The organism is Sphingobacterium sp. BS-2, from assembly GCF_046161205.1.
Classification (GTDB): Bacteria; Bacteroidota; Bacteroidia; order Sphingobacteriales; family Sphingobacteriaceae; genus Sphingobacterium; species Sphingobacterium mizutaii.
The window spans coordinates 206,055-232,406 of the sequence record NZ_JBIXGO010000020.1 but is presented as its reverse complement, the minus strand read 5'-3'; the positions used below and the strand labels follow the sequence as shown (position 1 = coordinate 232,406).

Here is a 26,352-nt window from a genome sequence, read left to right as displayed (position 1 = left end):
ATGGAAGAGAAGAATAAAAAAGATATTGTCGAACAGATCGTCGAAAAGATGAAATCCATGGAGGAACTTCCTTATAAGGAAGGCGCATGGGAGAATTTTCAGAGTCGATACGGCGGGGCCCCGATAAAAAGAAACAAACCTTATTATTGGGCTGCTAGCGCTGCGGCAATTTTATTGTTAGGAGTTGCAACTGTTAAGTACTGGCCGGATAATAATCCTGCTGATATCAATAACCAAATGGCTTCCAATCAAGAAGCAACTATAGATAACGGATCGACCCCGCAGGATAATAATGGGCTCCAAGAAGGTTTGAACAGTCAAGATATTGGAGTGAATCCATTGCAAGGCAGTGAAATTGCTAATACTAATGGATGGAATGCCTCTGCAAATGGAACTAATCTTATTGCCCAGGCGCAAGTTCAGGATGCCCATGATGAAGTGAGGGGCTATCAAGATTTGGGTTTGGTTTCTAATTATGCTAATCAAGGAGTTTACCCATCGACCGTACAGATTCCTAATTCATTGCATGCTTATAACTTATCAGATAAGAGAGCAAAGATTGATCTTGAGGACGATAATCTAGGTTTTAGGGAAAATAATATCAATACTGAATTGGCATACCAGGCTCAAGAAGCTAAGAAAGGTGCTGAGCCGACCATTAAAAACAGGAATTTTAATTTTAGGGAGCGATTTGATCTAGGGCTTTTCGTTTCTCCAAATTCAACCAATGAGCGGTTCAACTTTGGAGGTGGAGTCTTATTAGCTTATAACATCAATAAGAATGTTAGTGTAAGGACTGGATTGGCTTACAACAGGTACGATGCGTCCCAAATGAAAGATCCTGTAGCGAATTCTGAGACTCCTGTTGTAGCGAGTAAAGAAGCCTTGCAGAAAATTACGGCAAATGGACTTACCCAGAATTTTGCGAGCAGCAATGCGATTATTTTGCCGAACGTAAATGCGATTTCTGGAAATGTGCAGGCCTTGGAAGTTCCATTGGATGTACGTGTGAAGTCTAAATCAGGTTATTACGCCTCCACAGGTATTACCTATGCTGCTGTATTCAACCAAAATAGATATGCCCACTATGTGGAGAATGCCAATACTGAATTGTTTGGTAATGGACTCCCAGAAAGTGAGGCGGAAGTGAAGACTGCCGTGAAGCAGGTTTCCAGAGCCATCAAGACTGAGGATGAAAACGTGAGTAGCAATGGTTTTGGCGGTTTTGTGAACTTCTCCATTGGAAAAGAAATGAAGATGAACAAAAACATCAATCTATCGGTAGAGCCTTATTTCAAAATGCCAGTTGGTAGCTTTAAAAGAGCAGATATGAACTATACCAATGGTGGTATCAGGATCATCACGAACTTTTAATTTACATCTGGTCTATTCGGACCCAAGCCATGCCGGCAGAAATTGCTCCTTGAACTCCAGGGTCGCCATCTTCGAATACCAAGCAGTCGATTGGATCGACATTTAAGTGTTCTGCAGCCAATAAAAATGGTTGAGGAGAGGGTTTTCCTTCAGGTGTATCACCAGCACAGACCAATGTTTCATATTTGCCCACGACCTTAATGACATCCAGTGTAATATTTAAGGTAGAGCGGCTCCCACCTGATACAATCCCAATTTTCCTGGATTCTGCGAAATCATACAAGACTTGTCTTACAAAATCTACGGGTTGGGTCTTTTGGATGAACTGTTCAATAAAGATTGCAGATTTTCTCTTTGCAAATTCAAATCTGTCCAAGGGTACTTGATAACGGGAAGAGATCTCGTCTGCCACTGCTACGGTGGGCCATCCAGCAGTTTCATCGATCAGATCAGGATTTAAAATAATGCCGTGTTCCTTGGCAGTCTCTACATAAGCAGCTTTATGGGCGTGCATATTATCTGCTAAAGTTCCATCAACATCAAAAAGTAAAGCTTTGAAAGGGGCGGCAATTTCTTTTAGTTTAAGGTATTTCTGATAATTTTCTTCCGTCATTCCGCAAAAATAAGAAAGTCTCCAAGAATTGGAGACTTTCAAGATCATTTTCTGGTCATACCTGTAGTGTTAGGTATGTTGTTAATCTTATTTTTCAGATTTACGGCGTTTCAGCTCTTTCATTATTAAGCTCAGCTCGCGTCCAGTCTGTCCACCTACAGAGGTGTTTTCTTGAGCACGGCGGAACAAGTAAGGCATTACAGATTTAACTGGTCCGTAAGGCATGTACTTAGCCACGTTGTAACCTGCAGCTGCCAAGTTGAAAGAAAGGTTGTCCGACATTCCTAGAAGCTGTGCAAAGAACACATTAGGAAGATTGTGTGGGATGTTTCTTTTTTCCAATTCATTGGTCAGCAATCTGCAGCTTTCCTCATTGTGGGTACCAGCCATCAATCCAACGGTATCAATGTTGTCAAGACAAAAGTCTACAGCGGCATTGTAATCTGTATCAGAAGCTTTTTTGTTGGGTTGAATAGGAGAAGGGTAATTGTTTTCTTTAGCCCTTTCTCTTTCAATTTCCATGTATGCACCACGTACGAGTTTAGCACCAAGATGGAAACCCTGAGTTTTAGCATAGGCAAAATCAGCTTTGATGGAAGCTAATTTGTCATGACGGTACATTTGATAGGTGTTATATACAATTGGGCTTTCCGAATTGTATTTTTCCATCATTTCTCTAGCAATATCATCGATAGTGTCCTGGATCCAGGAGTGTTCAGCATCGATAAGCACACGGATGTTGTTATCATAACAAGCTTTGCAGATCCGGTCACATCTCTCCAACATGCGGTTGTATTCCGCTTGTTCTTCAGGGGAAAGAGATTCTTTAGCATCGATTTTGGCCAAAAGGTCAAATCTTCCCAAACCGGTAGGTTTGAAAACACAGAAGGAGATCAACGGGTTTGCTTTTGCAGCTTCTACGGTCCTAAGGATTTCAGCGCAGCAAGCATCGAAGCTTTCTTCCGAGTCTTCGCCTTCCACAGAGTAGTCAAGGATGGTAGTCACATGACCTTTACCTAGGTCTTGGATTGCAGTTTGGCAATCTTGGATACTTTCTCCGCCACAGAACTGTTTGTAGATGGTGTTTTTGATAATGCCTTGAATCGGTAATCCGATATTCAACGAAAAGTTTGTAATTGGTGTCCCTATCTTAATTAGGGTGTTGCTCGCGACCATTTTAAATAACCAATACGCTTTGTTAAGGTCTTTGTCGCTTTTGCCTTGAAAGGCAATTTCGGTGTTGTTAAAGTCAAGCTTTAAGGGTGAAGCTATGTCCATATTACTTTAATTTGATGTTGGTAAAATTAGGCTTTTTTTATGAATTAAAAACATTGTAATAATGTAAATACTATCAATAAGAATTACTTTTGTTCATGCAAACGTTTACACTAGAAGGGGATTACATCCAATTGATCCAATTATTGAAAGTTATGAACTGGGTTGAGCATGGTGCCATGGCCCAATGGGTGGTCGAAGAAGGCCTTGTAAAGTACAATGGTCAAGTAGATTACAGGAAAAGATTGAAAGTTAAGGTCGGCGATATCGTAGAATTCGACGGCAATAAAGTGAAGGTTCAATAATTCTTAGGCTCTGTAAAATATCTGTTTACAGTTTTAAAAATCCAATTACATTCAATAAAAAAATCTATCTTTAGGTAGAAAATATATATGAAGAAGATTAATAGTTTGGGATACGAAGTCGTATTCGATGATGAGTTAGATGAACTGCAGTCCTTTCTCATTGATCATGATTATTCGCAACTCTTGATTCTTGTGGATAGAAACACAAATGATCATTGTCTACCTGTAATTCAGGCTGCCATACCTGATATTGTTGATTATGATATCATTGAGGTAGATCCAGGAGAGGAGAACAAGAACATAGACTTCTGTATAGGTGTTTGGAAAACCATGTTGGACTTTGGAGCCGACCGCAAAGCTTTGATGCTTAACCTAGGTGGCGGAGTAGTGACTGACATGGGCGGTTTTGCTGCCTCTACCTATAAAAGAGGGATTGATTTTTTAAATGTACCGACAACTTTACTTTCTCAAGTTGATGCTTCTGTTGGAGGCAAAACTGGGATCGATCTTGATAATGTGAAAAATATCATAGGTACATTCAGCCAACCAAAGGCTGTTTTTATTTCCAATAAATTTCTTGAAACACTAGATGATCGTCAGGTCCTATCAGGATTTGCTGAGGTAATCAAGCATGGTTTGATTCAAGATAAGGATTTGTTTAACCGTTGTAAAACAGTGAATCTGCCTGTTATACCTGAAGGTATGGTGTATGATTCTGTGCTGATCAAGAATAAGGTAGTTGTTGAAGATCCTACAGAGAAGGGATTGAGAAAGATCTTGAATTTTGGACATACTATCGGCCATGCCATTGAAGGTTATTCTTTGGTGACCGATGTAAATCCTTTATTACATGGAGAAGCAATTGCTATTGGAATGATATGTGAAGCGTATCTTTCCTATAAAATTAACAATTTAGATAAGGCTGAATTGGATGAGATCGTTGATTATCTATTATCAATCTATCCTAAATACAATTTAAATTCGGCGGTTTACCCAGAGTTGCTGGCATTGATGAAGAACGATAAGAAGAATGAAGGCAATAAACTTGGGTTTGCGCTGTTAAGGAAAATTGGGGATTGTGACTTTAATAAATACGTGGAAGAAGATGCCATCATCGAAAGTCTAGATTACTATCAATCAAAAACCAAATAAACAAATGAAAAGAATTTGCATACTGACCCTAATCTGTTGTTTAAGTATCTGTTTTGCTTTTGCAACAGGCATTGAAAAACCCAAAAAAGTTTTAGTTTTCACCAAGACAGCAGGCTTTAGGCATGACAATATTGAAGAAGGAGTGAAGGTCCTGACCAAATTGTTGAAGGATGAAAACATTGGGATGTTTCATACCGAAGATGCAAATGTATTTTTAGCGGATTCCTTAGAGAATTTTGATGCCGTTTTATTCTTCAGCACTACAGGTACTATCCTTAATGAACAACAAAAGGTTGCTTTTCAGAACTTCCTGAAATCAGGAAAGGGATTTATGGGTATTCATGCTGCTACTGATACTGAGCATGACTGGCCATGGTACAATAATTTAGTAGGGGCTTATTTTGCTAGCCATCCGGCCGTACAAGAAGCGAAGATCGATGTAAAGAATAGAAAACATTTAGCTACAAAGCATCTTCCAAAGGTATGGATGCATAAGGATGAATGGTATGATTTCTCCAATGTTAAACCGGACCTGAAAATATTGATGACCCTGGATGAGAAGTCATACAAAAATGGGAAGATGGGTGATTTCCATCCTATTGCTTGGTATCAGAAGTACGATGGTATTAAAGTTTTTTATACTGGCTTAGGACATACCAAGGAATCATTTTACGAACCTAACTTTCAAAAACAGATTATAGGTGGATTAAAATACGTTTTGGGCTATTAATCGATTCTCAATAAAGGATTTAAAAAAGGAGGTATTTTACCTCCTTTTTTCATTGTAAATAAATTGTTTCATAAAACTCTTGTTTTTTAAAAATAATTCATAAATTAGTTCTAATTGTAAACTTAATTCTAAACAAAATCAATTCCTGTTATTATTGTATTATTCCTTTTTGATGTGAAGGAAAAGTACAACAGAAATTTTGAAAGTGTTTGATGTACACTTTGTTAATATTAAGCAGAGGGAAATAGAGTGAGGGAAAGTACCATAAATACCGATAACTAATAAACTATATAACTTTAACTAACAGCTTATGATCAACAAGTACTTAATTCCAATTAGTAAACCAAAATAACTTAAAGAAATACATTTCTTTTTAGGAAGATAGATCTCCCATACTTGGGATTTCTACGGTTATTAAATAATAAATATTTAATTCATGGCATTGCTATGCCATGAGGTTAAGATTTATTGAAACATTGAACTAATAATTTAACAAACTAACTAACAAATTCTATTATGGGAAGATCAATGAAGTTCCATAGCAATTCTTTTATTCCCAAAAGATTGCTAAAAAATGGACTTCTGATATCAATGGGCGTGCTCGCAATGGGTAGTGTCTCTGCATCAGAAGTTTCAATTTGGAATAAAATCGCTATGCATCCGCTATATGCGATGCAAAGTCCAGTAAAAGGTAAGATTATTAACCAGGCTACTCAAGAGCCAATTGCTGGTGCCACCATTAAAATCGTCGGAAAGACGTCGAGTACCTCATCAGATGCTTCAGGAAATTTTGAAATCGATGCGCAAACAAACGATGTCCTTATTATTTCTTATGTAGGCTATTCTTCTACTCGTCACACAGTGACCTCCACAACTCAACCGATTACCATCTCTTTAACGGAGGATAGCAGTAATTTGGAAGAAGTGGTTGTAACCGGTTATGGAACGCAAAGGAAGAAAGACTTAACGGGTTCTGTAGCCGTAGTAAATGTATCGGAATTGAAGTCCCAGCCAGCTGGTAGTGCAGTTGAAGCCTTGCAAGGTCGTGCTACAGGGGTGCAGATTGTCAACGACGGTGCGCCAGGTTCTACGCCTCAAATTCGTATCCGTGGTTATTCTACCATTAACAACAACGAACCTTTGTACATTATTGATGGTGTACCATATGAAGGCAAGTTGAGTTGGTTGAACCAAAATGATATTGAAAGTATGCAGGTATTGAAAGATGCGTCAGCTGCTTCAATCTATGGTGCTCGTGCGAATAACGGGGTTGTGATCGTAACGACCAAGTCCGGAAAAGAAGGAAGTACCAAAATCACTTTGGATGCTTACGCAGGAGCGGGGGTTCCTAACAAAGGTTCATTCCCTAAAATGCTGACTCCTCAGCAGATTTTGGATATCGACAATAAATTCAATGGAACTAACTTACAGTTACCTGATTATTTATTGGCGGGTTCAAAAACAAACTGGGATGTAACTGCCGCAGATGCTGATATGAGCAAGTACAACTACTTCGCTAAAGATCGTGCATCATTCTATCAGATCACCAAAGCGAATAAAGCAGGAACCAAATGGTTTGATGAATTATCACAAACTGCTCCAATTCAATCCTATCAATTAGCTGCAACTGGAGGTAATGAAACTTCTCAATATGCATTCTCTGGAGGTTATCTAGATCAAAGAGGAAGTATTATCCATACCGGTTTCCGTCGTTATAACGTGAGGACCAATACCCAATTCAATGCTTTCAATAAGAAATTAAGATTCGGTGAAAACCTTTCTTATGCTTATACAGAAGGTCATGGTATGGGAGTTAACCCTAATACTGCGGGTGGTTACCAAGGTGAAGGATCTGTATTAGGATTCGCTTACCGTATCCAAAACATTATCCCAGTTTATGATGAAGGTGGAAACTTTGCAGGTTCATTTGGTAAGGACTTAGGAAACGGTGAAAACCCAGTGGCTTTGGCTTACCGTGCTAAAGACAATATGAACCGTTCTAATTTCTTCTTCGGTAACGCATTTGCAGAGTATGACATCATTGATGGTTTGACATTACGCTCTAACTTCGGTTTGAGATATGAAAACTACAATGGAGTAAGCTATACTTATCCAAACCCAGAATTCTCTGAAGGTAGTTTCAATAATGGTATGAGTGAATATCAGGGATATACTACAGAATGGACTTGGACCAATACAGTAAACTATAAACCTAATCTTGGTGAAGACCATAGCTTAAACGTAATGGTTGGTACCGAGGCTATCAAAAACAGAAACCGTGGTATTGATGGCAGTAGAAATGGTTACTTCATCATGAACAGCTTGGATTATCTGTATCTAAACGCAGGTAGTTCGAACTTCAACAATAATGGTTCTGGTTCTATAGGAAGTATGTTTTCTTTAATGGGAAAAGCTGACTATGCATACAAAGACCGTTATCTATTGAGCTTGATCGCTCGTCGTGATGGTTCTTCTAACTTTGGTGAAAACCACTTATACGGGGTGTTCCCAGGGGTTAGTGCTGCATGGCGTATTTCTCAAGAGGAGTTTGCAAAAAGTGCGGAATGGTTAACTGACTTAAAACTTCGTGCAGGATACGGGGTGACAGGTAACCAACGTATCCCAGGATTCCAGTACTTGAACAGGTATTTGGCTTCCTTGACTGAATCATCATACCCAATCAACAATGGCGTGGTAAATGGTATCTGGCAAAACTCTTACTCTAACCCAGATATTAAATGGGAGCAGGTTAAATCATTGAACGTAGGTTTGGACTTTACTGTATTGAACGGTGATTTAGACGGATCGATCGATTGGTTTAACAAGAAAACGACTGACATGTTGTTCTTAGTTCCACTTCCAGCTGCTGCTGCAGGTAGAGCTGCTTCTCCATACCAAAATATCGGTGATATGAGCAATAAAGGTTTTGAGTTCTCTTTGGGTTACCACTATGGTCACAGACAAGAGAAACCATTTACCTTAGACTTATCAGCTAATTTCTCTAACTACAAGAATGAGGTAGTAGCTTTGGCTCCAACCGTATCACAAGTGAACTATGGTGCCTTCCGTTCAATGGAAACTTCCATCCTTCAAAAGGGACAACCGTTTGGATCATTCTATGGTTACCAAGTGACCGGTATTTACCAAAGTGTTGATGATGTGAATAATTCACCTTCATACGATGACGCTAGACCAGGAGGTTTGAAATATGCAGACTTGAACGGTAACGGTGAAATCGATCCTGGAGACAGAACGATCATCGGTAATCCACACCCAGATTTCACATACTCTTTAAATATTAACGCAGCTTATAAGAACTTTGATGTGTTACTATACTTCTATGGTTCACAAGGGAATGACCTATATGAAGCTACTCGTTACTTTACAGATTTCGGGGTATTCCGTGGACAGAAGAGCGTAAGGGTATTGGATGCTTGGAGTGAATCAAACACAGGTAGTAATATCCCATCTCTACCTAATCCAGCTGACAAAACTAGTGCGATGGAATATGCAACATCCTCTTATTATGTGCAGGATGGAAGTTTCTTGAAACTTAAGAATTTCCAAATTGGATATAACTTGCCAACTAAAAAGCTATTTGGTGAGAACACTACATTCAATAGGTTAAGATTATATTTAGGTGTTACCAACTTATTCACAATTACCAAATACGAAGGCTTAGATCCAGAGGTTTCAGCGACTCCATCTGCTTATCCAGCATTGGGTGTTGACTTTGGGGTGTATCCACAAGCTCGTCAGTATACATTTGGACTTAATTTAGGATTTTAGTAGGTAGAGAATATTAAATAGAACAATCATGAAACGAAATAAATTAATGATTCTTTTAGGCGCGGGAATGCTACTTGTTACTTCCTGTGGTAAAGAATTTTTACAGAAATTACCTCAAGGCCAGTTGTCTGAGCCTCAGGTAGGGAATAAAGATGGTGTGGAAGGTGCACTAATAGGTGCATATAGTATCTTAAATGGTAATGTAAGCGGTACATGGGGTAACTATGCTTCGGCACCTAGCCAGTGGCTATTTGGTGAGGTTGCATCCGACAATGCCCACAAAGGTTCAGAGCTTACTGACCAGACACCAATGAATATGATCGAAACCTATAATGCGATCAGTACCAATGACAACTTGTCCCAAATGTGGCAAGTATACTTTGAAGGTATTTTACGTTGTAACAATACCTTGAAGTTACTAGCTGCAGACCAAGCTGGACCAAAAGAAATCTCTGCAGAGCGAGCTAAGGAAATCGAAGCTGAGGCAAAGATGTTGAGAGGTCATTACAACTTCTTCTTATGGAGGATCTTTAAAAATGTCCCAATCATTACCGAAGCGATAACTACAGCTGAAGCACAGACCATTCCAAATGACAAGGATATTACGCCTGCCATTGAAGAGGACTTCAAATTTGCAGTAGCTAATTTACCAGCTACTAAAATCAAAGATGAGTTTGGTCGTATGGACAAAAATGCTGCAAAAGCATATTTAGGTAAGCTTTATCTGTATCAAAAGAAATATGCACAGGCTTTGACTCTATTCAAAGAGGTTATGGCTGGTAAGGATATCACTACCATGCCATACTGGAACAACTTTGATGTAACCAAGGAAAATGGACCTGAGGTAGTGATGGTAGCTAAGCATGCCATCAATTCCAATGGTGCTGCCGATAACTCCAACGTAGGGGATATGCTATCCGGTCTATATGGTAGTTCACCAGTAGGATGTTGTGGTTTCTATCAACCAACCATTGATTTAGTGAATTCATTCCAAGTTGATGCTAATGGTCTTCCATTATCTACCACAGCTTACCGTGCAACTCCATATCTTTCAGATTTGAAAAACCCAACAGATTCATACGCATTAGATGTGAGCTTGAAGTTTGATCCACGTTTGGATTATACCGTTGGTCGTAGAGGTGTTTCTTATTTGGATTATGGAATTATGCCAGGTAATGCTTGGATCCGTGACGCTAAATACGCAGGACCATTCGTAACAATTAAAACCATGATTCCTGTTGCTCAATTTGCTACCAATGCTGCACCTGGAGCCAATTACCTAACAGGCTTAGACGTAAATATCATTCGTCTGGCGGATGTGTGGTTGATGGCTGCAGAATGTGAGGTTGAAGCAAATAACCTTCCAGGAGCATTGAAATTGGTCAATGATATCCGTAAGCGTGCTGCTACTCTTCCTGCAAAGAAAACAGGAACAGGAGCCAATGCTGCAGCGTATAACGTGAAGCCATATCCATCATTTACATCCCAAGATGCAGCGCGTACTGCCGTAAGAACAGAACGTCGTATTGAATTGGCAATGGAAGGACATCGTTTCTTTGACCTTGTACGTTGGGGAGTAGCCAAATCTGTACTGGAAAGCTATTCTTCATTTGAAGGTACTTATCTGCCTGCATACAAAGGCTTAACATTCTCTGCAAACAGCGAATACTGGCCAGTGCCTCAGGTGGAAATTGACCGTAGCAATGGTGCATTAAAATAGAACTATTAGGTTAATTCAATAAAAGAAGAATGGGCTGGTCAGTTGATCAGCCCTTCTCTTTTACTATAAAATCTTTGTTTCATTCTTCCTAAAATTCGAAACAATTATTATGTTTACAGCATGAGAAGCATACTAATCCTAATGTGTTTATTGGCCTGCTTGACTACCAAAGCGCAATCTACCCTCAACCTAAATGATGAATTTCAAAAATCCACAGTTTTACCCAAGCATTATTACGGTTTCAGTCTTTATGATGTCGATGAACAACGCTTTGTTTACAACCATAACCAAGACAAGCATTTCACCCCAGCATCAAACACAAAGGTATTCACCTTATTTGCTTCCCTGAAGCTGATCGGGGATTCTATCCCAGGAATTGCATACGTAGAACGCGGGGATTCCTTGATATTTTGGGGAACAGGTGATCCTAGTTTCTTGCATCCAAGATTGGATAACGGAAGAGTATATAACTTCTTAAAAAACAGCAATAAAAAGCTTTTCTATTCAAGTTCTCCTACGCAGGAACCAACCTATAGAAACGGTTGGTCTATCGAGGATTATGAATTCTATTATCAACCAGAATTGTTCCCATTTCCCATTTATGGAAATGTCGTGCAGTTTAGGGAGGTTGATGGCAAACTGAAATTATTCCCTTCTTATTTCGAACGTGATGTAAAGCAACTTGCAGATACCACCACACGTTATAGGATCCATAGAGCATTGGAGAACAATAGATATGAAATCAATGAGCTTCCATTGCCAAAGAATTATGTCAATGAAAAGCCATTCCGTCCTAGCGATAGTCTTTTGGTTCTATTGCTCCAAGATACCTTGAAAAAAGATGTCGGTTTGGTTCATCAGCAGCTCCCTCAAGATTTCAAGATCTATAATTCTGTAGAAAAAAGAGTTGTAGAACGTGAAATGATGCTACCAAGTGATAACTTCTTGGCAGAGCAGTTCAATATGGTCGCATCCTTTTTGAAGTACAACAGCTTTAAGACTGAAGATTTGCGTCAATACATGATGGACACCTATTACAGCAAATTAAGTGATACCATTGAATTGAGAGATGGAAGTGGATTGTCAAGTTACAATAAGATCACCCCAAGAAGTATGGTGGAGGTATTGCTACAGATCAGCAATGAGGTGCGTGACGAGAATGCCAAACACTTTTTATTTCCAGCAGGAGGCTTAGAAGGAACACTGAAGAATGTATATCCAACACCGGGAGGAAAGGCCTTCGTATGGGCCAAGACCGGTACGATCAATAGTGTTCACTGTCAGAGTGGTTATATCATAACCAAGAAAGGAAAGCGTTATGTATTTTCTTTCTTAAACAATAATTTCATGGGAAGCTCTAGTCCGGTCCGCAAAGAGATGGTTCGTATAGTTACCCATATCTACGAAAATTTTTAAACCAGTTCTAAAATCAAATGGTATATTCGCATAAGCAAATCTTATGAAAATATTCAAGAAGAATGATAAGAGATTAATCAGATCATGGTCCATGTACGATTGGGCCAATTCTGCTTATAATCTGGTCATCAACTCCACCATTTTTCCAGTATATTATACAACCATTACAAAAAATCCGGAAACCAATGACACGGTTTCCTTTTTTGGTTTTGAGATCATCAATACTGCACTTTCCAATTTTGCCCTCTCCATTGCTTATTTATTGATGGCTTTGGGTTTACCTTTTATTTCGGCTTATTCTGACGCTGCAGGAAAACGGAAGTTTTTCATGAAGCTCTTCACCTATATCGGCGCAATTGCCTGTATGGGATTGTTTTTCTTTAAGATCAACAGCTTAGAATGGGGGATTTTCTGCTATGCCATAGCAGCAATGGGTTATATTGGCGGAGTAGCCTTCAATAATTCCTACTTGCCCATTATTGCTAGCCCAGATCAGCAGGATAGGGTCAGTGCGCAGGGATTTGCTTATGGATATGTAGGCTGTGTTACCCTTCAGATCATTTGTTTCGTGTTTATTTTCAAGCCAGAATGGTTTGGAATCACTGATGCATCTTTTCCAGCACGTTTTTCCTTTCTATTAGTAGGCTTGTGGTGGTTGCTGTTTGCCCAGATACCATTCCGATTCTTACCTAGAAACAGACCGACCATTGGATCGGAGCGCTTGCCTTTCTTTACAAAAGTGAAGAAGGAGTTTACGAGTGTTCTAGGTCAAATTAAGCAGATTGAAGCTATCAAAACCTTTTTACCTGCCTATTTCTTTTATTCTATGGGTATTCAAACCCTATTGATCGTTGCTGCGGCATTCGGTGAAAAGGTGTTGAATTTAGGGGCAAGTAAACTGATAGCCTCCATATTATTGATCCAGATTGTAGCTATTGGTGGAGCATATATCATGTCCGTTGCAGCCAAAAGGTTCGGGAATATTAAAGTCCTATTGGTTGTAGTGTTCTTTTGGATCCTGATTTGCTGTGCATCTTTCTACATGACTACCGAATACCAGTTTTACGGAATGGCCTTTACAGTAGGATTATTGATGGGAGGGATACAGTCCTTGTCTAGATCGACCTATTCAAAACTTATTCCTGAACATATTGAAGATACCACATCATTCTTTAGTTTCTATGATGTCTCTGAAAAGGTAGCCATTGTGATTGGCTTGTTCAGTTTTGGTATCATTGAACAGATCACGCAAAACATTCGATATTCGGCATTGTTCCTATCTGTATATTTTATCATAGGGTTTTTGTTGTTGTTTCGTGTTTTAAAATTTAATAAATTACAGATTATTGAAAGCGATTAATGCATAAAGTAGAGTTATTTATTCCTTGTTTTATTGATCAATTATATCCTGAAACAGCCTTTAATACCGTTAAACTATTGGAAAAGGCAGGTTGCAAGGTCATATACAATACCGATCAGACCTGTTGTGGACAACCCGCATATAATGCCGGTTTTTGGGACGATGCCAAGAAAATTGGACAAAAGTTCTTGAACGACTTTAATGAAGAACATCCCATTGTCAGTCCATCTGCTTCCTGCGTTGGAATGGTTAGAGGAGGTTATGATGATCTTTTCACCAATTCCATTGAACACAATAAATGCAGGGCCATACAACGTAATATTTTTGAAATCAGTGATTTCTTGGTCAATGTTTTGCAAAAGGAATACTTTGGAGCAGAATTAGTGGGAACGGCAGTTTACCATGATTCCTGTTCAGCACTTCGGGAATGCAAGATCAAAGAGGAGCCGAGGCGCCTTTTGAGCCATGTGGGGGGATTAGACATTGTTGAAATGCGCGATCAAGAGACCTGCTGCGGTTTTGGAGGCACTTTTGCCGTTAAGTTTGAAGGTATCTCTGCAGCCATGGCAGAACAGAAAGTGCAAAATGCGCTGAATGTCAAGGCAGATTATATTATATCTACTGATTCATCCTGTTTATTGCAATTACAGGCTTATATTGAAAAAAATCAACTTCCCATAAAGACCATGCATCTTGTCGATGTTTTGACCTCTGGATGGGCTAATATCTAATAACATTTATATAACACAATCATGAGTTCAAGAAGAGAGTTTTTAAGAAACTTAGGTCTAGTAACAGCTGGAGTAACTTTAGCACCTTCGCTAGATGTATTCGCTGCTAAGAAAGACTGGTTTCAAATTTCATTAGCAGAATGGTCTTTACATAAAAAACTATTCAAAGGAGATTTGAAAAATATTGATTTTCCTGAGTATACTGCAAAAAACTTTGGTATCCATGGAGTTGAATATGTAAATCAATTCTTCAAGGATAAAGCTAAGGATATGACTTACTTAAAAGATTTGAATAACCGTGCTAAGGACAATGGCGTGAAAAACGTATTGATCATGATCGACGGTGAAGGAAGTCTAGGGGATCGCGATGAAACTAAACGTAAGCAAGCTGTAGAAAATCATTACAAATGGATCGACGCTGCTAACTTCCTTGGATGTAATGCTATCCGCGTAAATGCTGCTGGCGAGGGAACTAAAGAAGAAGTTAAGGACCAAGTGGTTAAAAGCTTGTCTACTTTAGCTGATTATGGCAAAAAAGGTAAGATTTCTGTAGTGGTTGAAAACCATGGTGGAATTTCTTCACATGGCGATTGGTTGGCAGATGTTCTGAAAACAGTGGGTAAGAAAAACTGTGGTAGTTTGCCAGATTTCGGCAACTTCTATGAGTACGACCGTTATCAAGGAGTAAAAGATCTTATGCCGTATGCTAAAGGCGTAAGTGCTAAATCTCATGCTTTCGATGCGAACGGCAATGATACAGGTATCGACTATGCGAAGATGATGCAGATCGTTAAATCCGCTGGCTACAATGGCTATGTGGGAATTGAATTCGAAGGAGATAAGATTTCTGAAGATGAAGGAATCAAATTGACTAAGGCTTTATTGGAGAAATTCAAATAAGAGCCCATCATATAGAGATAGAGGCAAGAATGTAGATTCTTGCCTCTTTTTTATTTAATTTTAACCATCTGCGTATTATTCAAGCTCTACGTAATAAATTGTTTACACAACTATTTTGTTTTTTATTTACCAATGATTTCCTGTTACTGCCTTTTGATTTTAATTGAAATTCAAAAAACAAGAAAAATAAATTTATTTCGATAAAAGGATGGATTATTTATCTTTTTAATGCCTTATCTAGATTAATATTTTAAATATATCAACTTAATGCCTCTTTTGATTTAAATCTTTCATTAAAAAAATTAATAGGACTTTGATGGATTGATTAAACTTTTGGCTGAAATTGATATCTTAACAATTGAATGTTAAATCCGCTAGGGGCTGTTAACTTAGTATTAATTGTAAATAAAAATTTGTTAATTTGCTATCCGGAAAAAATATTGTTCTAAAAAAATCTTAATTAACGTAAATATCAATAACCGATGAATCAAGAAAAAGACCAAGAGTTGGTCCAGCACCTTGCCAAACAAGGAGTGGACGACAAAATGGTAATGGGACATCCTGCAAGTCTATTTGTCCTATTCTTTACTGAGATGTGGGAGCGTTTCAGTTATTACGGAATGAGAGCCCTTCTGACCGTATTCCTAATCACTGAAATTTCTAAGCAAGGCTGGGGATGGAGCAATCAAGATGCCATGGAGTTATACGCTTGGTATACCGGCTTGGTTTATTTGACTCCTTTAATAGGGGGTATGATAGCCGATAAGTTGACTGGATATCGCAAAGCTATCCTCTTAGGAGCTTTGATCATGACGCTCGGTCATGCTTCCATGGCCCTCGAAGGTACTTCGCAATCCTTTTTCTATGTCGGTCTTGTCTTGATGATCTTAGGTAATGGTCTTTTCAAACCAAATATTTCTTCCATGGTGGGTCAGTTATATCCAGATACATCTGCGAAAAAGGATGCTGGTTATACGATTTTCTACATGGGTATTAATTCAGGTGCATTCTTAGGAATGCTATTGTGTGGTTATATCGGTGAAAAAGAGGGTTGGCATTACGGATTTGGATTAGCAGGAGTATTTATGTTCTTCGGTATGATTCAATTCTATTTCGCACAAAAGATCTTCGGCGTCATTGGTGAAAAGCCAGGAACGGTTCACTCACCTGAGGAACATGTTCACAACATTCAAGAAGAAGATCATACACCTAAAAACGTAGTAAGAGATCGTTTGGTGGTGGTAGCAGTATTAATGATTGCCAGTATCTTTTTCTTTTTTGCATTTGAGCAAGCTGGAGGATCGATGACCATTTTTGCAAAGAACTACACCCAACGTGTTCTTGATGGCGATACAGGTGAGATCTTTAAATGGGTCGATGCTGCCTTGACCATTTTCCCAATCCTGATCGTAACCTTTGTCCTTTTCAAATTATCCCAACAGATTTTCAGCAAGTATCCTTTGACCGTGATTTTTACAGCCATCTCCTTTGCTATTATCTGGGCATTGGGTATTTGGAAAGTGAATAAAGAATTCTCTGTTGAAACTACAGAAGTTACGGTTTCTTGGTTCCAGATCTTGAACTCCTTCTTTATTATTACACTTGCTTCTTCTTTTTCTAAATTATGGGAAAAGGTATGGAACCCTTCAGGTCCAGTGAAGTTTGCTTTCGGATTGATCTTGGTAGCCGTAGGTTTTATTGCATTAGCTTATGGATCAATGTCGATCCCTTCAGGGGCGCAGACTGCATCAGTAAGTATGATCTGGTTAATCTTGGCCTATTTCTTCCATACCACAGGTGAGTTATGTGTATCGCCAGTAGGACTTTCTTATGTAAGTAAGCTTTCCCCTAAGAAATTCGCTGGTTTATTATTTGGATTATGGTTTACTGCTTCAGCGATTGCAAACTTTATCGCTGGTATGACGGGTTCATTCATTGATAAAATCACTGAAACTTATTCCATGACCGTTTTCTTCCTGATCATTGCAGCACTTCCTATTTTGGTCGCTATTTTATTGTTGATCTTCAACGGTAAATTGAAGAAAATGATGCATGGCATCCACTAGTAGTTGAATTAATACAAAAATGATTTAAATTGAAACAAATATAAAAGCCGAATCTTAATAACATTCGGCTTTTTTCATTCCAAGATATAGGCCTTTAATGGCGCTTAAAAAAAATACCCCAGCTATGGATTCTAAGGAATCCTGAAAGTTTTTTTATTTTTACAAATTCAAACTTCGCGTTTGATTGAAATTACAGTTTATGAGTCAAGCTTCAGATGCTTCTTTTTCAGAAGAATTAGAGAAACAGGGAATCGATGGAAGCCTTGTGTTAGGTCATCCCTCCGGTTTATTTGTTTTGTTTTTCACAGAAATGTGGGAGCGTTTTTCCTTCTACGGAATGCGCGTATTACTTATCAATTTCTTAACCAGTGCAATTATTTCAGGCAGTCCATTTTCAGGTTGGGGTTGGGATCCAGTCCAAGCCGGCGCTTTATATGGTACCTATGCGATGTTGCTCTACATTTCACCCATATTTGGTGGTATTTTAGCCGATAAGTATTTAGGCTATCGATATGCCATTGTCATTGGTGCTGCCATCATGACCTTAGGTCACTTGTTTATGGCTTTTGATACCCCTTTATTCCTCTATCTAGGGCTTGGTGCCTTGGTGGTAGGTACGGGATTCTTTAAGCCGAATATGACCTCCATTTTATCCGAGATGTACAAAAAGTTCCCGCAAAAGAAAGATGCAGCCTATACCATTTTCTATATGGGTGTCAACTCAGGTGCTTTCTTTGGAATGATGCTCTGTGGTTATTTAGGCGAAAAGGTCGGTTGGCACTGGGGCTTCGGTTTAGCTGGTATCTTTATGTTTTTAGGGACTTTACAGTTCTGGTATGCCAAACCCATCTTCGGAAAGGTTGGAGATAAGCCTACAGCAGAGGTTAAAGCTGAAAAAGCTGAAGCTGCAGCATTGGCAAACCCAGATGATAAACCGAATCCATTTACGAAATTAGATATCTTCTTGATTGTTATCATGACCATCCTAGGATTGGGCTATGCATTCAATGACCCACTTTCTAAGATTTCAGGCATAGATATCTTCTCTAGTCTTCAGGTTGGATCCACCGCAGGCCAAAATGTAGCCATTTTTGCAGCATTGATCATCTTCCTGTTTGTTGTTATTTCAAGATTGGCTAGATATACCAAAGTTGTCCGAGATCGTCTGATCGCAGTTATCATCTTTGCGTTCTTCGTTATCTTCTTCTGGATGTCTTTTGAGCAAGGAGCCTCTTCCTTGGTGATTTTTGCACGAGATAGCGTAGACAGAAGTTTATCGGGTAATTCCCTGACTATTTTCAATGTGGTCAATACTTTACTGACTATCGTCCCATTAATCTTCGTTACCTATGCAGTGACCATGCTGACCAAAAAGACTTTTGGCAAGGCACCACTCTCCAATATTGTACAGGTGATTTGCTTTACAGCTGTTTGGGGTTTAGCATTATGGATGCTGTACCGTGAATTCACTGCCGAATCTTCGGAAATCGCTGTTTCATGGTTCTCGATCATGAACTCTTTCTTTATCATCACCTTTGCTAATTTCGTTTCTAAAATATGGGACTCTAAATATAATCCACCCGCAACCGTGAAATACGGAATGGGCTTGATTGTAATGGCAATCGGTTTCGGATTATTAGCTTTTGGTGCAAATGGACTCCAAGAAGGCGTAAAAGTATCGATGGTCTGGTTGATCTTGGCCTATATGTTCCATACCCTTGGCGAACTCTGTCTTTCACCGGTAGGTCTTTCCTATGTTTCCAAACTTGCCCCGGCAAGGATGATCGGTTTTATGTTTGGGATGTGGTATTTGGCATTGGCAATCGGAAATAAATTAGCAGCCATTATTGGTGGTCAAATTGAAATCATCACCAATCAGTATTCCTTGAGTACGTTTTTCTTGATCTTCACTATTGTGCCAATTGCAGCTGGAATTATCGTGATGTTACTTCACCCAATCGTGAAGAAGCTGATGCACGGCGTAAAATAGAATAATAAATACAATTAAATATAATGGCTACTGAGGCACAAAAAACTCTTGAGGAGATTCAAGATTTTAAAGGCAAATATCCAAAGCAGATCTGGAGACTCTTCTTTTCAGAAATGTGGGAGCGATTCTGTTTCTATGGGATGCGCGGGATGTTGGTCTTCTTTATGATTACACAACTGAATTTTGGAGAAAAAGAGGCCAATCTTCAATATGGAGCAACCCAGGCATTTGTTTATGCCTTTACCTTCATCGGAGGACTCTTCGCAGATAAAATTCTAGGCTTTAGAAAATCCCTCTTTTTCGGAGGATTATTGATGATCGTAGGCTCGGTATTACTGGCCATTGATACCCATCAGTTCTTTTTCTTTGGCTTGGCCTTTATCATTATCGGAACAGGTTTCTTCAAACCTAATATTTCGACCATGGTAGGAGAGCTCTATAAAAGCAATGACAACCGTCGTGATGCCGGATTTTCATTGTTCTATGCAGGAATTAACCTAGGTGCTTTTTTAGGTGGATACATCTGTGTGGCAATTGGAAAAGGCTATATGTTGAGTTCTGTCATCGATGAGGCTCACCGTTGGAATGTAGCTTTTGGTCTTGCTGCATTAGGGATGTTGATCAGTTTGATCAATTTCCAATTTACCAAGCATGAGTTGGGACCAATTGGATTGCAACCTGGGCATCCAGACGCTATTGTCAAAACAAAACCCCTTCCTAAATGGGTTGAATATGCAGTGTATGCGAGTACCTTGATTTTCGTCCCTTTGATCCAGGTTATGGTTTCTAAAACGGAGTACACCGATTATTTTATGTATACCATTGGTCCTTTGACCCTGATCTATCTTTTTTATGAGATGTCCAAAGTCGAGAAAAAGGAACGCCATAAATTGATTGCTGCATTGATATTTATTCTGTTTTCCATCGTATTCTGGGGTATTTACGAGCAGAGTGGAGGGTCATTGAGCATATTTGCAGCCAACAACCTAAATGATACCGTGGCAGGCGGAGCATTCCGTTTGGACCCTAATGGAGTGAATAACTCCGGTGGAGCATTCTTCATTATTATTTTAGCACCTCTATTTGGACTGTTATGGTTATGGTTGGCGCAACGAAAAATCGAACCCAATACCATTATCAAATTTGGATTAGGCTTTATCTTCCTGGGCTTGGGTTATTATGTGCTTTTTGCTACCCGTTTCTTTGCAGTAGATGGAATGACTTCTCTGGACATCTTTACAGCGGCGTTATTGGTGATTACGATAGGGGAGCTTTGTCTTTCTCCAATAGGTCTATCCATTATGACCAAATTATCTCCAGCTAAATTGCAAGGGATCATGATGGGAATGTGGTTTTTAGCCAGTGCCTATGGTCAATATGTGGCTGGCCTGATCGGTGCCAATATGGCCGAAGCTAGAGAAGGTGCATCTTTGATGGATAAACTCTTGACTTACACCGAAGGTTACAAGCAATTAGGATTATATTCCTTGATTGCAGGTGCAATTTTGATTATTCTATCGCCATATATTAAAAAATTAATGCATGGGGTAAATTAATATTTAATTCAACAATTATTCAAAGGCCGGAGGTGTAAACATCCGGCTTTTGTGTTTGTGATAGTTAATCCAGTGCTGGGTCTAGACGCACATCGAGCGGCATCTCGGCTTCGCTTACCGCCGAGATGCCGATCAAACATCGGATTAAATCTTGGTCCATCCTCTCATCCTCGTTGGGTGAGCGGAGCCGAACCCCAATCCTGGTTCTTACCCAAATCTTGGCCCATCCTCTAATCCCTTTCATCCTGGTTCTTGCCCAAATCTTGGCCCATCCTCTCATCCCTTGCATCCTGGTTCTTGCCCAAATCTTGGTCCATCCTCTAATCCTCGTTGGGTGAGCGGAGCCGAACCCCAATCCTGGTTCAACCCCCAAACATCTTCTGTTACCGAACCCAATTGTTTGGGACTAATTGCTTAACTTTACGCCATCAAAATTTAAGGCGTGTCAGATAGCATTGTAATCATTCCTACCTACAACGAGAAGGAAAACATAGAACGAATCATTCGAAAGGTCTTTTCATTAGAAGTAGATTTCCATATCCTTATCGTTGATGATGGATCTCCGGATGGAACAGCAAATATTGTTAAAGAACTTCAGGCTACAGAATTCGCTGATCGACTCTTTATCGAAGAACGAAAAGGGAAGTTGGGGTTAGGTACGGCCTATATCCATGGATTCAAATGGGCGTTGAGCCGCTCTTATGAATTCATTTTCGAAATGGATGCTGATTTTAGCCATAATCCCGATGATTTGATCCGACTGCGTGAAACCTGTAAAATAGGATCTGCTGATATGGCAATTGGGTCCCGATATATCAAAGGGGTGAATGTGGTAAACTGGCCGATGAACCGTGTATTGATGTCATATTTTGCATCGGCTTACGTCAGGTTGATTACGCGAATCAAGATCCAGGACGCTACAGCAGGCTTTGTATGCTTTAGGAGAGAAGTTTTAGAAACCATACCTTTGGATAAGATCAAATTTGTGGGCTATGCCTTTCAAATTGAAATGAAGTTCACTGCCATTCAATATGGTTTCAATGTTGTGGAAATTCCTATTATTTTTACAGATAGAACCTTAGGTACTTCAAAAATGAGCACCAAGATATTTAAAGAAGCTTTCTTTGGAGTAATTCAAATGAAATTCAATAGCTTGTTTAAAAAATACGAGAGATAATTGTTTACTAAAGATTTGTGTTCCAAGATATGAATGAAAACCTTGACCCCAATCCTGAAAGATTAACGTCGACTGATAAAGACTTGGAGAGGGTGCTTCGTCCGCAGACTTTCGAAGATTTTACCGGTCAGGCTAAGATATTGGAGAACCTTTCCATCTTTGTAAAAGCAGCTAAGCTACGTGCAGAAGCGCTTGACCATGTACTTTTACATGGTCCCCCCGGATTGGGTAAAACCACCTTATCCCACATCATTGCAAATGAGATGGGAGTAGGGATCAAAATAACATCAGGACCTGTATTGGATAAACCGGGCGACTTGGCTGGTCTATTGACCAACCTTGAAGAAGGTGATATCCTTTTTATTGATGAGATACACCGTTTAAGCCCCTTGGTGGAAGAGTATCTGTATTCTGCAATGGAGGACTTCAAAATCGACATCATGCTTGAAACGGGCCCAAATGCCCGTTCTGTTCAGATTTCTCTAAATCCTTTCACCTTAGTGGGAGCAACGACGCGTTCTGGCTTATTGACCGCACCGCTGCGCGCTCGCTTTGGAATCAATTCCAGGTTACAATATTACGATTCCAAGCTATTGACAGATATCGTTATGCGTTCTGCCCAGATATTAAAGGTTCCAATCTCTGAAGAAGGTGCCTTTGAAATTGCCAGAAGAAGCCGTGGAACACCAAGGATTGCCAATGCCCTTTTGAGAAGGACGCGCGATTTCGCACAGATCAAAGGAAATGGATCCATTGACAAAGCCATCGCCCAATTTGCGCTAAATGCCTTAAATGTCGATGAACATGGATTGGACGAAATGGATAACCGCATCTTAAGCACGATCATCGAAAAATTCAAAGGTGGCCCTGTAGGCTTAAAAACCATTGCTACGGCCGTGGGTGAAGATGAAGGGACCATTGAAGAAGTGTATGAACCATTCTTGATCCAAGAAGGCTACATTATGCGGACTTCTAGAGGTAGGGAGTGTACGGAATTAGCATTCAAGCATTTAGGGAAAACTCATTTTAATAAAGGAAATACCTTATTTTAATTCCAATTTGCTCAATCTCTTTAAAATATAAGTACCTCTGCTCCTTAAAGCAGGGGTATTTTCTTTTTCTAGGCTCAGTTCAATGATAAGCTTTAATTCTTTCCCAATCCAATCATAAGTAGGAATTAGCCTGTACAGGATATCGAAGGCGTTGACCCTTACCGCTACGGGACAATCGCTCTGATCTATGATCGTAAAGCTCTTTTCCATGATCATTTCTTTTTCCTTTTCGGATAAGGTAATACTTGTGTTGAATTTGGATAACATCCACATTAATAGCTTAGTATAGCTTCTTAAACTGCTCCAGTTGTATAAGTCCTTATAGTTTATGATCAATCTATTATATATGGATTTAAATAGGGAAGGGTTCTGTAATAAGATATGTTCCATTGCCAATGCACTACGAAAACATAAGCGGGGATTTTTCTCTTCTATACTCCATTGAAGAAGTTGATCTAGGCTGACTACCTTTAAGATTTCCTCATTTAAATCAGAAGCCCCAAAATGCATTAGGGCTTCTTTAAATTTATCTTCAGTTTTTTCGCTCATATTTTACCCGCTAAAATGGATCATAAAATAAGGAGAAAAACTGTTTATATTAAAATGGAATTTTTATTTAAGCGGTTTTTCCCGATTCATTTCCATCATATCAACCTCATTCATCTCAGAAGCTCCTAATAGGTGCTGACTGAAATAATCGGCCATTCTCCAGAAGAAATATTCAGTCATATCGCCAAATCCATGCCTTTGGCCGGGTAATAATAGAAAATCAAACCTTTTATTGGCCCTGATTAAGGCATCTACCATACGGATTGAATTCGCCGGATGCACATTATTGTCAATGTCTCCAGTTGCAATCAATAATTTCCCTTTTAAGTTTTTAGCCAATTCTGTATTTCTGCTGATCGTATAGCTGAAGGTGGTGTCACCTTTCGCACTGATTTCTTCCTTAACGCCATGGTGTCTTTCGCTCCACCAACGATTATAGATGTTATTCTCGTGGTTACCTGCTCCCGATACGGCTACCTTGAAGAAATCTGGATACACCAACATAGCAGCAGTAGACATAAAACCACCACCTGAATGGCCCGTAATTCCCACTTTACTAATGTCAATGAATGGATATTTATCAGCTAATTGTTCAGCTGCTACCTTTTTATCTTCTAATCCATAATCCCTTAGGTTGCCATAACCATAGGTATGGTACCATTTTGAACGGGAAGGGTGTCCACCACGGTTACCCACTGAGATTACGATAAAGCCCATCTGTGCCAATCTGTCGATCCTGTCCATCGATCTGCCAAAGCTCTTGTTTACCGCTTCCGTTTGTGGACCTGGATAAACGTACTCAATGATAGGATAGGTCTTGGTTGAATCAAAGTCGAACGGTTTGTACATGACGCCATACAAATCTGTAATTCCATCACCAGCTTTAACCTTAAATGGTTCTGGGAACTTATATCCTGCAGCGAATAGGTTTGACAAATCGGTTTCTTCCAATTTCATAACCAGTTGCCCGCTAGCATTATAAAGGTTGCTAATTGGAGCAGTGTTTACCCTGGAATAATTATCGATAAAGTAATTGCTGCTTTCACTGCTAACAACCTGATGGTCGAAATCCCCCGGCGTCAATAATTTAATGGCGCCACCACTCTTATTCACCGAGTAATAGTAGGTATAATATGGATCGATATTTTTTTCCTTGCCATTGGCTTTAAAGTACAAGGTACCTGTTGCTTCATTGTATCGGGTCAAATCATCACAATGGAACTCACCTTTGGTGATCTGGTTGATCATTCTTCCATTTTTATCATATAGGTAGAAATGTCCCCAACCATCTCGTTGGGACCAATGGATAAATTGACTGCCATTATTGACAAAGTAAGGCTTTTTGATATCTTGATATACATTAGAACGCTCTTCCAGAACTGTTCTGCTGTTACCGTTCACATTTACCGCTACAATATCAATTCGCTTTAAGTCACGACTTGACCTAGCGATATAGAACTCCTCATTATTGCCTAACCAATAATTGATATAATGTTTGCCTTTATAACTTTCCTTAGTTCTGTCCTTACTCCAGTTGCTAATCGTTTGATTTTTAAATGCAGAAACATTAATTTGTTTTGGCTTTAAGGTATTTGCGTCGAATATATAGAGTTCTACTTCAGTAGAATCTGTTTCGCCCGGCATCAAATATTTATAGGTTTCCAGGGTAGGTCGCTTTGCTGCGACATTGTTTATCACCCATAAAGCACTGTACTCTCGATTGTCCTTTTTGGTCAACGTAAAGTACTGACCATTCGGGGACCAATTGATCCAAACCGGTTTCCTCTTTTTCTTTTCTTCATCCTCCGATTTTTTATCACCGGTCGTTACGCTGTACTCGTCTCCACCCCAAGCATAATATTGTACACCGTCTGTGGTAATCTGGTGCTCAACGATCGTAGAATCCTTCTCATCCTTCTGCGCTTTCAGGTAATTGCTATAATCCATCCAATACAGGTTGTAGTTTTTAGCATAGTAAACCCTACTGGTATCGGGATTAAAGTTTGCCCAGAACAATTTGGTCTTTTCCTTACTGTCTTCGCCTAATTCCCTCAAGTTGTTGTTGCTGATATTATATTCAAAATAATACAGCTTCTTCTTGATCGTATCTTTCTTGTTGGTCAGCTTTTGGATTTCTTCTTTTGTCTTAACGGTGTCTTTACTGCTTTGGACCTCAAAACGGATCAAGTTTTCATTATCCATGAAACGAAGGTTCCTGATTTCCAGGTGTTGGGCATCGAAAGGGTTCTTGACAATGGAAGTGATCCTGGAAGCCATATCGGCATGGTCAAACAATTCGGATTTCTTTTTGGTCTTTGGATCTACCAAATACCATTTCTTGCCTGATGGACTGTTGTATTCGTACCAGAATTTATCACCAAAATTAATCCAATTGGGATTGACCTCAGTCGAGAAGATCAATTTGCTCAGTTTGCTTGGAGAAAACTTAGAGGCTAATTGGTAGTTTGGCTTGGTTAAGGTAGATTTTTCCTGTCCTTGTGATATTGCAAAACTTAGCAATAGGACAAAGGTTAAAAAATGCTTCATTTTAGTAATTTAGTCAATATTAGATTCAGCGAAAATATCCATTTACTGCC

General features: G+C 39.3%; 20 protein-coding genes. 15 read left to right on the top strand and 5 right to left on the bottom strand.

Features of this window, described 5'->3' with window-relative positions; translation table 11 throughout:
• Complete coding sequence (locus ACK2WI_RS16015; protein ID WP_409151562.1) at positions 1-1,374, top strand: hypothetical protein; 1,374 nt, start codon at positions 1-3, stop codon at positions 1,372-1,374.
• Position 1,375: 1 nt separating this feature from the next.
• On the opposite strand, the gene ACK2WI_RS16010 is transcribed toward ACK2WI_RS16015, so the two are convergent.
• Both ACK2WI_RS16010 and ACK2WI_RS16005 read right to left on the bottom strand, forming a co-directional pair.
• A complete protein-coding gene (locus ACK2WI_RS16010) occupies positions 1,376-1,987 on the bottom strand; it encodes an HAD family hydrolase (RefSeq protein ID WP_409151561.1) in 612 nt (203 codons plus the stop codon).
• 87 nt (positions 1,988-2,074) lie between these two features.
• Positions 2,075-3,265, bottom strand: coding sequence for a proline dehydrogenase family protein (locus ACK2WI_RS16005; protein WP_093096691.1), 1,191 nt, complete (start codon positions 3,263-3,265; stop codon positions 2,075-2,077).
• 95 nt (positions 3,266-3,360) lie between these two features.
• Here ACK2WI_RS16005 and ACK2WI_RS16000 point away from each other — a divergent pair, with 95 nt between their 5' ends.
• The 12 genes from ACK2WI_RS16000 (at position 3,361) to ACK2WI_RS15945 (ending at position 20,977) form a co-directional block, all read left to right on the top strand.
• Positions 3,361-3,567 (top strand): RNA-binding S4 domain-containing protein, encoded by a 207-nt coding sequence (locus tag ACK2WI_RS16000; RefSeq protein WP_093096688.1) that lies wholly within the window; start codon positions 3,361-3,363, stop codon positions 3,565-3,567.
• 87 nt (positions 3,568-3,654) lie between these two features.
• Positions 3,655-4,719, top strand: a complete 1,065-nt coding sequence (aroB, locus tag ACK2WI_RS15995; protein WP_409151560.1) for a 3-dehydroquinate synthase — start codon at positions 3,655-3,657, stop codon at positions 4,717-4,719.
• Between the two features lie 4 nt (positions 4,720-4,723).
• A complete protein-coding gene (locus ACK2WI_RS15990) occupies positions 4,724-5,449 on the top strand; it encodes a ThuA domain-containing protein (protein ID WP_312697917.1) in 726 nt (241 codons plus the stop codon).
• Positions 5,450-5,965: 516 nt separating this feature from the next.
• Positions 5,966-9,238: a SusC/RagA family TonB-linked outer membrane protein gene (locus tag ACK2WI_RS15985; protein WP_409151559.1), complete on the top strand. Its 3,273-nt coding sequence runs from the start codon at positions 5,966-5,968 to the stop codon at positions 9,236-9,238.
• 28 nt (positions 9,239-9,266) lie between these two features.
• Positions 9,267-10,958, top strand: coding sequence for a RagB/SusD family nutrient uptake outer membrane protein (locus ACK2WI_RS15980; protein WP_312697919.1), 1,692 nt, complete (start codon positions 9,267-9,269; stop codon positions 10,956-10,958).
• 120 nt (positions 10,959-11,078) lie between these two features.
• Positions 11,079-12,374, top strand: coding sequence for a D-alanyl-D-alanine carboxypeptidase (locus ACK2WI_RS15975; protein ID WP_409151558.1), 1,296 nt, complete (start codon positions 11,079-11,081; stop codon positions 12,372-12,374).
• Between the two features lie 43 nt (positions 12,375-12,417).
• Positions 12,418-13,734: an MFS transporter gene (locus tag ACK2WI_RS15970; protein WP_409151557.1), complete on the top strand. Its 1,317-nt coding sequence runs from the start codon at positions 12,418-12,420 to the stop codon at positions 13,732-13,734.
• Positions 13,734-14,465 carry a (Fe-S)-binding protein gene (locus ACK2WI_RS15965; RefSeq protein WP_093096668.1) on the top strand — a complete coding sequence of 244 codons (732 nt, stop codon included), beginning with the start codon at positions 13,734-13,736 and terminating at the stop codon, positions 14,463-14,465. The genes ACK2WI_RS15970 and ACK2WI_RS15965 overlap by 1 nt, the downstream gene beginning before the upstream one ends.
• Before the next feature lie 21 nt (positions 14,466-14,486).
• On the top strand, positions 14,487-15,365 hold the full coding sequence (locus ACK2WI_RS15960) for a sugar phosphate isomerase/epimerase family protein (protein ID WP_409151556.1): 879 nt from the start codon (positions 14,487-14,489) through the stop codon (positions 15,363-15,365).
• A 482-nt stretch (positions 15,366-15,847) separates the two neighbouring features.
• Positions 15,848-17,431 (top strand): peptide MFS transporter, encoded by a 1,584-nt coding sequence (locus ACK2WI_RS15955; RefSeq protein WP_409151555.1) that lies wholly within the window; start codon positions 15,848-15,850, stop codon positions 17,429-17,431.
• Positions 17,432-17,630: 199 nt separating this feature from the next.
• Positions 17,631-19,421, top strand: a complete 1,791-nt coding sequence (locus ACK2WI_RS15950; protein WP_409151554.1) for a peptide MFS transporter — start codon at positions 17,631-17,633, stop codon at positions 19,419-19,421.
• Positions 19,422-19,444: 23 nt separating this feature from the next.
• Complete coding sequence (locus ACK2WI_RS15945) at positions 19,445-20,977, top strand: peptide MFS transporter (RefSeq protein WP_093096656.1); 1,533 nt, start codon at positions 19,445-19,447, stop codon at positions 20,975-20,977.
• A 64-nt stretch (positions 20,978-21,041) separates the two neighbouring features.
• Here the strand turns inward: ACK2WI_RS15945 and ACK2WI_RS15940 are convergent, their stop codons facing one another.
• Positions 21,042-21,350 carry a hypothetical protein gene (locus ACK2WI_RS15940; RefSeq protein ID WP_409151553.1) on the bottom strand — a complete coding sequence of 103 codons (309 nt, stop codon included), beginning with the start codon at positions 21,348-21,350 and terminating at the stop codon, positions 21,042-21,044.
• A 69-nt stretch (positions 21,351-21,419) separates the two neighbouring features.
• On the opposite strand from ACK2WI_RS15940, the gene ACK2WI_RS15935 reads away from it, so the two are divergent.
• On the top strand, positions 21,420-22,154 hold the full coding sequence (locus tag ACK2WI_RS15935) for a polyprenol monophosphomannose synthase (RefSeq protein WP_093096654.1): 735 nt from the start codon (positions 21,420-21,422) through the stop codon (positions 22,152-22,154).
• Between the two features lie 29 nt (positions 22,155-22,183).
• A complete protein-coding gene (gene ruvB, locus ACK2WI_RS15930; RefSeq protein ID WP_313512917.1) occupies positions 22,184-23,206 on the top strand; it encodes a Holliday junction branch migration DNA helicase RuvB in 1,023 nt (340 codons plus the stop codon).
• Here the strand turns inward: ruvB and ACK2WI_RS15925 are convergent.
• Together ACK2WI_RS15925 and ACK2WI_RS15920 are read right to left on the bottom strand one after the other, a co-directional pair.
• Entirely contained in the window at positions 23,198-23,755 is a 558-nt protein-coding gene (locus tag ACK2WI_RS15925; RefSeq protein ID WP_409151552.1) for a hypothetical protein, read from the bottom strand. The two genes, ruvB and ACK2WI_RS15925, sit on opposite strands and share 9 nt — an antisense overlap.
• 63 nt (positions 23,756-23,818) lie before the next feature.
• Positions 23,819-26,302 (bottom strand): DPP IV N-terminal domain-containing protein, encoded by a 2,484-nt coding sequence (locus tag ACK2WI_RS15920; RefSeq protein WP_409151551.1) that lies wholly within the window; start codon positions 26,300-26,302, stop codon positions 23,819-23,821.
• Positions 26,303-26,352: the final 50 nt, after the last annotated feature.

Coding starts and splice junctions, on each gene's coding strand:
- ACK2WI_RS16015 (WP_409151562.1), top strand. CDS start 1: ATGGAAGAGAAGAATAAAAAAGATATTGTCGAACAGATCGTCGAAAAG.
- ACK2WI_RS16010 (WP_409151561.1), bottom strand. CDS start 1,987: ATGACGGAAGAAAATTATCAGAAATACCTTAAACTAAAAGAAATTGCC.
- ACK2WI_RS16005 (WP_093096691.1), bottom strand. CDS start 3,265: ATGGACATAGCTTCACCCTTAAAGCTTGACTTTAACAACACCGAAATT.
- ACK2WI_RS16000 (WP_093096688.1), top strand. CDS start 3,361: ATGCAAACGTTTACACTAGAAGGGGATTACATCCAATTGATCCAATTA.
- aroB (WP_409151560.1), top strand. CDS start 3,655: ATGAAGAAGATTAATAGTTTGGGATACGAAGTCGTATTCGATGATGAG.
- ACK2WI_RS15990 (WP_312697917.1), top strand. CDS start 4,724: ATGAAAAGAATTTGCATACTGACCCTAATCTGTTGTTTAAGTATCTGT.
- ACK2WI_RS15985 (WP_409151559.1), top strand. CDS start 5,966: ATGGGAAGATCAATGAAGTTCCATAGCAATTCTTTTATTCCCAAAAGA.
- ACK2WI_RS15980 (WP_312697919.1), top strand. CDS start 9,267: ATGAAACGAAATAAATTAATGATTCTTTTAGGCGCGGGAATGCTACTT.
- ACK2WI_RS15975 (WP_409151558.1), top strand. CDS start 11,079: ATGAGAAGCATACTAATCCTAATGTGTTTATTGGCCTGCTTGACTACC.
- ACK2WI_RS15970 (WP_409151557.1), top strand. CDS start 12,418: ATGAAAATATTCAAGAAGAATGATAAGAGATTAATCAGATCATGGTCC.
- ACK2WI_RS15965 (WP_093096668.1), top strand. CDS start 13,734: ATGCATAAAGTAGAGTTATTTATTCCTTGTTTTATTGATCAATTATAT.
- ACK2WI_RS15960 (WP_409151556.1), top strand. CDS start 14,487: ATGAGTTCAAGAAGAGAGTTTTTAAGAAACTTAGGTCTAGTAACAGCT.
- ACK2WI_RS15955 (WP_409151555.1), top strand. CDS start 15,848: ATGAATCAAGAAAAAGACCAAGAGTTGGTCCAGCACCTTGCCAAACAA.
- ACK2WI_RS15950 (WP_409151554.1), top strand. CDS start 17,631: ATGAGTCAAGCTTCAGATGCTTCTTTTTCAGAAGAATTAGAGAAACAG.
- ACK2WI_RS15945 (WP_093096656.1), top strand. CDS start 19,445: ATGGCTACTGAGGCACAAAAAACTCTTGAGGAGATTCAAGATTTTAAA.
- ruvB (WP_313512917.1), top strand. CDS start 22,184: ATGAATGAAAACCTTGACCCCAATCCTGAAAGATTAACGTCGACTGAT.
- ACK2WI_RS15925 (WP_409151552.1), bottom strand. CDS start 23,755: ATGAGCGAAAAAACTGAAGATAAATTTAAAGAAGCCCTAATGCATTTT.
- ACK2WI_RS15920 (WP_409151551.1), bottom strand. CDS start 26,302: ATGAAGCATTTTTTAACCTTTGTCCTATTGCTAAGTTTTGCAATATCA.